At 74.1% G+C, this 6,193-nt stretch carries 6 protein-coding genes; 2 read left to right on the plus strand and 4 right to left on the minus strand.

All coding sequences use genetic code 11. The annotated features are described in order from the left end of the window. Positions 1-9 precede the first annotated feature (9 nt). The 4 genes from I003_RS0121960 to hrcA form a co-directional block, all read right to left on the minus strand. Complete coding sequence (locus I003_RS0121960) at positions 10-759, minus strand: 16S rRNA (uracil(1498)-N(3))-methyltransferase (RefSeq protein ID WP_027773478.1); 750 nt, start codon at positions 757-759, stop codon at positions 10-12. Beyond that, positions 756-1,850 carry a nitronate monooxygenase gene (locus tag I003_RS0121965; protein ID WP_027773479.1) on the minus strand — a complete coding sequence of 365 codons (1,095 nt, stop codon included), beginning with the start codon at positions 1,848-1,850 and terminating at the stop codon, positions 756-758. Before I003_RS0121965 ends, I003_RS0121960 begins: the two co-directional genes overlap by 4 nt. A 157-nt stretch (positions 1,851-2,007) precedes the next feature. Then, positions 2,008-3,141 carry a molecular chaperone DnaJ gene (gene dnaJ / locus I003_RS0121970; protein WP_027773480.1) on the minus strand — a complete coding sequence of 378 codons (1,134 nt, stop codon included), beginning with the start codon at positions 3,139-3,141 and terminating at the stop codon, positions 2,008-2,010. Further along, complete coding sequence (hrcA, locus tag I003_RS0121975; RefSeq protein ID WP_027773481.1) at positions 3,142-4,167, minus strand: heat-inducible transcriptional repressor HrcA; 1,026 nt, start codon at positions 4,165-4,167, stop codon at positions 3,142-3,144. It lies immediately after the preceding gene. 141 nt (positions 4,168-4,308) lie between these two features. On the opposite strand from hrcA, the gene I003_RS0121980 reads away from it, so the two are divergent. Together I003_RS0121980 and I003_RS0121985 are read left to right on the plus strand one after the other, a co-directional pair. Beyond that, on the plus strand, positions 4,309-5,028 hold the full coding sequence (locus I003_RS0121980; RefSeq protein WP_027773482.1) for an MBL fold metallo-hydrolase: 720 nt from the start codon (positions 4,309-4,311) through the stop codon (positions 5,026-5,028). A 9-nt stretch (positions 5,029-5,037) separates the two neighbouring features. Beyond that, positions 5,038-5,865, plus strand: coding sequence for a DUF3097 domain-containing protein (locus I003_RS0121985; RefSeq protein WP_027773483.1), 828 nt, complete (start codon positions 5,038-5,040; stop codon positions 5,863-5,865). The last annotated feature ends 328 nt before the right edge of the window (positions 5,866-6,193 follow it).

Raw genomic sequence — 6,193 nt, forward strand, 5'->3', positions numbered from 1 at the left:
AGGGGCCGTTCAGGACCACCGTCCCGTCGCCGCGAGCACCACCGCACCCGCCGCGGTGCCCGCGGTGGAGGTGCGCAGCACGGTCGGCCCCAGTCGGTATGCCCCGGCACCGGCGTCCGCGAACGCCGCCAGCTCCTCCGGCGTGATCCCGCCCTCGGGGCCGACCACGAGCACGATCTCCCCGGACTCCGGCAGCTTCGCGCCGGCCAGCGGCGCCGCGCCCTCCTCGTGCAGCACGGCGGTGAACGCCGCGCCCGCGAGCAGCGGCAGCAGCTCCTTCGTCCCGTGCGGCCCGGCGATCTCGGGGAAGCGCAGCCGGCGGGCCTGCTTACCCGCCTCGCGGGCGGTGGCGCGCCACTTGGCCAGGGACTTCTGCCCGCGCTCCGCGCGCCACCGGGTCACGCAGCGGGCCGCCGTCCACGGCACGATCGCGTCCACGCCGGTCTCGGTCATCGTCTCGACGGCCAGCTCGCCGCGGTCGCCCTTCGGCAGCGCCTGCACGACGGTCAGCCGCGGGCTCGGCGCCGGCTCCTCACGCACGCCGGTGCAGGTCACGAGGAGCCGGTCGCGGCCCTCCGCACCGGCCACGGTGCCGTACGCGCCGCGCCCCGCGCCGTCGGTGAGCACGACGTCCTCGCCGGCCAGCAGCCGTCGTACCGACACCGCGTGCCGCCCCTCGGGACCGGTCAGCGCCAGCACCGCGCCGGGGCGGGCGGCATCCAGCACCGCGGGCTCGGCGACGAACACCGGGGCGGTCACAGCAGGCCGCCCGGGGCGTCGCCGGCGGGCTTCGTCGTCCCGCTGAGCGCGTCGGCCAGCTCCCGGGCCAGCACCTCCACCAGCTCGGCGGCGGGCAGTTCACGCGCCAGCCGGAAGCCCTGGCCGGCCCAGAGCGCCATGCCCTGCGGGTCACCGACGCGGGCGGCGGCGGCCCGCAGCGGGGAGGTCAGATGGTGGAGCTGGGGGTAGGCGGCGGGGGCGTACGGGCCGTGTTCGCGTACGAACCGGTTGACCAGCCCGCGTGCGGGCCGGCCGGAGAAGGCGCGGGTCAGCTCCGTACGCGTGAACACACCGCCGGTGACAGCGCGTTTGTGCAGCGCGTTGGCGCCGGACTCGGGGCAGACCAGGAACGCGGTGCCGAGCTGCGCGGCGGCGGCGCCGGCCGACAGCACCGCGGCGATCTGCCCGCCGCGCATCAGCCCGCCGGCGGCGATCACCGGCACGTCGACCGCCTCCAGCACCTCGGCGAGCAGCGTGAGCAGCCCGCGGCCCACGTCGTCGTCGCGCGGATCGTTGCGGAAGCCGCCCTGGTGGCCACCGGCCTCGACGCCCTGCACGCACACGGCGCCGGCGCCCGCGGCCTGCGCCCGGCGTGCCTCGACGACGTTGGTGACGGTGACGACGGTGTACGTCCCGGCGCGGGCGAAGGCGTCGAGGACGGCCGGCCCGGGGCAGCCGAAGGTGAACGACACCAGCGCCACCGGCTCGTCCAGCAGTATCGCCACCTTGGCGTCGAAGGCGTCGTCCGTACCGGCCTCCGCGTCGCCCAGCGCCGTGTCGTACCACTCGACCTCGCCGGCCAGTTGCTCCGCGTACGCCTCGATCTGGGCGGGGTCGGGCGGCGCTGAGGGCTGGGGCAGGAACAGATTGACGCCGAAAGGCCGGTCGGTGACGGCCCGCAACTGGCGGATCTCCTCGTACATCGCCTCCGGCGTCTTGTACCCGGCGGCGAGGAACGCCAGACCGCCGCCCTCGAGGACACCGGCGGCGAGCTGCGGGCAGGATGCGCCACCTGCCATGGGCGCCTGCACGATCGGGAAGGTGAACAGATCGTTCAGCTCGGTGGGCATGGGCTCATCCTGTCACGCAGATCGGACACCGGCGGCCCGCGCCGGATCATGGAATCCGCACGTCTTCACGCACCTGGGGACGGCGTGCGTCCCACCCACAACACCCGTCGCACGGGCCGCACGGCGGCGGCCCGGCGACGTCCTCACCGCACCCCGGCTAGCGACCGCTCCAGGCGTCCTTCAGCCGCGAGAACAGCCCCTGCTGGCCCGGTTTGAACTGGCCCTGCGGGCGCTCCTCGCCGCGCAACTGGGCGAGCTGGCGCAGGAGCCGCTCCTGCTCCGGATCCAGCTTCTGCGGCGTCTCGACCTCGACGTGCACCACCAGGTCGCCCCGGCCGCCGCCGCGCAGATGCGTCACCCCGCGCTGGTGCAGCGGGATCGACTGCCCCGACTGCGTACCGGGACGGATGTCGACCTCCTCCAGGCCGTCGAGCGTCTCCAGATTGACCTTCGTGCCCAGCGAGGCCGCGGTCATCGGAAGCGTCACCGTGCAGTGCAGATCGTCCCCGCGGCGCTGGAAGATCGGGTGCGGCAGCTCGCGGATCTCCACGTACAGATCGCCCGCGGGGCCGCCGCCCGGGCCGACCTCGCCCTCCCCGGCGTGCTGGATGCGGGTGCCGGTATCGACGCCCGCGGGGATCTTGACCGTGAGCGTACGCCGCGAGCGCACCCGTCCGTCGCCCGCGCACTCCGGGCACGGCGTGGGCACCACCGTGCCGAAGCCCTGGCACTGGGGGCAGGGCCGGGAGGTCATGACCTGCCCCAGGAAGGAGCGGGTGACCTGCGAGACCTCGCCGCGGCCGCGGCACATGTCGCACGTCTGCGCCGACGTCCCGGGCGCCGCGCCCTCGCCGTTGCAGGTGCCGCAGACCACCGCGGTGTCGACCTGGATCTCCTTGGTGGCGCCGAACGCCGCCTCCTCCAGCTCGATTTCGAGCCGGATCATGGCGTCCTGGCCGCGGCGGGTGCGCGAGCGCGGCCCACGCTGGCCGGCCTGGCCGAAGAAGGCGTCCATGATGTCGGAGAGGTTGCCGAAGCCGCCGGCGCCGAAGCCGCCGGCCGCGGCGCCGTTCTGCGACAGCGGGTCGCCGCCGAGGTCGTAGATCTGCTTCTTCTGCGGATCCGACAGCACCTCGTAGGCGGCGTTGATCTCCTTGAACCGCTCCTGGGTCTTCGGATCCGGGTTCACGTCCGGGTGCAGCTCGCGCGCGAGTCTGCGGAACGCCTTCTTGATCTCGTCCTGAGAGGCGTCACGTCCGACGCCGAGAACCGCGTAGTAGTCCGTGGCCACTTATGACTCCGCCAGGATCTGTCCGACGTACCGTGCCACTGCGCGTACCGCTCCCATCGTTCCGGGGTAGTCCATGCGGGTAGGTCCGACCACGCCGAGCTTGGCGACGGCTTCGCCGGTGTCGCCGCCTGAACCGTATCCGACGGAGACGACCGAGGTGGAGGTAAGCCCCTCATGGTCGTTCTCGTGACCGATACGCACCGTCATGCCCGGTTCCTTCGCCTCCCCGAGCAGCCGCAGGAGCACCACCTGCTCCTCCAGCGCCTCCAGCACCGGCCGGATAGTGAGCGGGAAGTCGTGGTCGAAGCGGGTGAGGTTGGCGGTGCCGCCGATGATCAGCCGCTCCTCGGTCTCCTCCACCAGCGTCTCCAGCAGCACCGACAGCACGGTCTGCACCGTGCCGCGGTCGTCCGCGGGGAAGGATTCGGCGAGATCCGCCACCAGCGGCGGCACGTCGCGGAAGCGGCGGCCGACGACGCGGCTGTTGAGCCGGGCGCGCAGGTCGGCGAGGGATTCCTCGCCGAACGGCGCCGGGCAGTCCACCATGCGCTGCTCGACCCTGCCGGTGTCGGTGATGAGCACGAGCATGACGCGCGCAGGCGCGAGCTGGAGCAGCTCCACATGGCGCACGGTCGAGCGGGTCAGCGACGGGTACTGCACCACCGCCACCTGCCGCGTCAACTGCGCCAGCAGCCGCACCGTACGCCCGACGACGTCATCGAGGTCGACGGCGCCGGACAGGAAGTTCTGGATCGCCCGCCGCTCGGCCGCACTCAGCGGCTTGACGTCGGCGAGCTTGTCGACGAACAGCCGGTAGCCCTTGTCGGTGGGGATACGGCCGGCGCTGGTGTGCGGCTGGGCGATGAACCCCTCGTCCTCCAGAGCGGCCATGTCATTACGCACCGTCGCCGGGGAAACACCCAGGTGATGCCGCTCGGTGAGCGCCTTGGAACCGACCGGCTCCTCCGTGCCCACGTAGTCCTGGACGATGGCGCGCAGCACTTCGAGCCTGCGCTCGCTGAGCATGCTGCCCACCTCCACACTCGGGGTCCGTCCGGTCGTTCCATCGCTGGCACTCGAAGGCGGGGAGTGCCAGGGTTCCGGGCCAGTGTACGGCCGGGTACGGCAGCTCGGGCAAGGTGGCCGGTCACGTTATAGCGTCGGGGAATGAGTGGCGGTTGGGAAGAGCTGGCCCCGGACGTCGTACGGCGCCGGCTGCCCCGCTGGGACGCGACCGCGGGCGCGGTGGCCGGAGCGGAAGGCGTCCTGCTCGTGGACACCGGCGCCTCGCTGCGGGAGGGCGCGGAGCTGCGCCGGGAGGTCCGGGAGCGCTTCGGCCGCCGGGTGACGCACATCGCGCTCACGCATCCGCACTTCGACCACGTGCTCGGCACCGCGGCCTTCGCGGGAGCCGAGGTCTACGGCCCGGCCGGGACGGCGGCCCTGCTGCGCGGACCGGGCGGCAGGGCCGCGGAGGAGCTGCGCGCGGACGCCGTACGCCACGGGCTGGACCGCCACGCGGCGGCGGAGGCCGTCGACGTCCTGGTCGCACCGCGGCACGAGGTGTCCGGCACGCACCCGCTGGACCTCGGGGGCGGCCGGGAGGTGCTGCTCGTCGAGCTGGGCGCGGCGCACTCGGCGCACGACATGGCGGTGTACGTCCCGGTCCCGGGGCGGCCGGCGATCGTGTTCTGCGGCGACCTGGTCGAGGAGTCAGGCCCCCCGCAGGCGGGCCCGGACGCGGACCCGGCGCGCTGGCCGGAGGCGCTGGACCGGCTGCTGGAGCTGGGCGGACCCGAGGCGGTGTACGTCCCCGGGCACGGGGCGGCGGTGGGGGCGGACTTCGTACGCGCCCAACGGGACGACCTGGTGCGGGGCTTGTCGTAGTCTCGCCCCGTGCGCCGCTACGACACCGACCTCACGCCCCCGTGGAAGAAGCCGCAGCAGCCCGCCCCCGAGGTACCGGCGGAGCCGGACCTCGTGGTGGAGGAGGTGGGCACGGGCTTCTGCGGCGCCGTCATCCGCACGGAGAAGACCGCGGAGGGCCCGACGGTGACGCTGGAGGACCGCTTCGGCAAGCACCGGGTGTTCCCGCTCACGCCGCGCGGCTTCATGATCGACGGCAAGGTCGTCACGCTGGTGCGGCCCGGCGGCTCCACCCGGCCTCCAGGCCCGCTCTTGTCGGCCTCCGGCTCGATCGCCGTCCGCGACCACACCGCGCGCGTGGCCCGCGCCGGCCGCATCTACGTCGAGGGCCGCCACGACGCGGAACTGGTCGAGCGGGTCTGGGGCCACGACCTGCGGGTCGAGGGCGTGGTGGTGGAGTACCTGGAGGGTGTGGACGACCTCCCCGCGGTGGTCTCCGCCTTCGCCCCCGGCCCGGACGCACGCCTGGGGGTGCTGGTCGACCACCTGGTGCCGGGCACGAAGGAGTGGCGCATCGCGGAGTCGGTGACGAGCCCCCACGCGCTGGTGGTGGGTCACCCGTACGTGGACGTCTGGGAGGCGGTCAAGCCCTCGTCGGTGGGCATCGCGGCGTGGCCGAGGATCCCGCGGGGCGAGGACTGGAAGACGGGCGTCTGCCGCGAACTGGGCTGGCCCCCGGACACCGGAGCCGCCTGGCGGCGGATCCTGGACGCGGTACGCACGTACCGCGACCTGGAACCGGCACTGCTGGGGCGGGTGGAGGAGCTGATCGACTTCGTCACGGCGACGGAGGGCTGACTACCGGTGCCGGCGACTGACCCGTCGCGTGCGCAAGGCGGGTCCGGGAGGTACGCACGGGGTCGGGCGGTGGTGCGGCCCGGCGTCGGGGGCCCGGGGGCGGGGGCGGCGTCGGGGGCGGCGGCGTCCCGGGGGGCGGCGTCGGGGGGCGGCGTCGGGGGGCGGCGTCGGGAGGGCGCCAGTGCTGGGGGACGCCGGCATCGGGGGGCGCCAGTGTCGCCCGGAAGCGCACGTCCCCTCACGCCCGCCCAAGGGTATGCGCCTGCTCTGACAGTGAGCCCGGGTCACCGGCGCCGGTGACTGGACTGTCGCGTGCGCGAGTCGGGTC

This window comes from Streptomyces sp. CNQ329, assembly GCF_000482585.1.

Coding starts and splice junctions, on each gene's coding strand:
- I003_RS0121965 (WP_027773479.1), bottom strand. CDS start 1,850: ATGCCCACCGAGCTGAACGATCTGTTCACCTTCCCGATCGTGCAGGCG.
- hrcA (WP_027773481.1), bottom strand. CDS start 4,167: ATGCTCAGCGAGCGCAGGCTCGAAGTGCTGCGCGCCATCGTCCAGGAC.
- I003_RS0121980 (WP_027773482.1), top strand. CDS start 4,309: ATGAGTGGCGGTTGGGAAGAGCTGGCCCCGGACGTCGTACGGCGCCGG.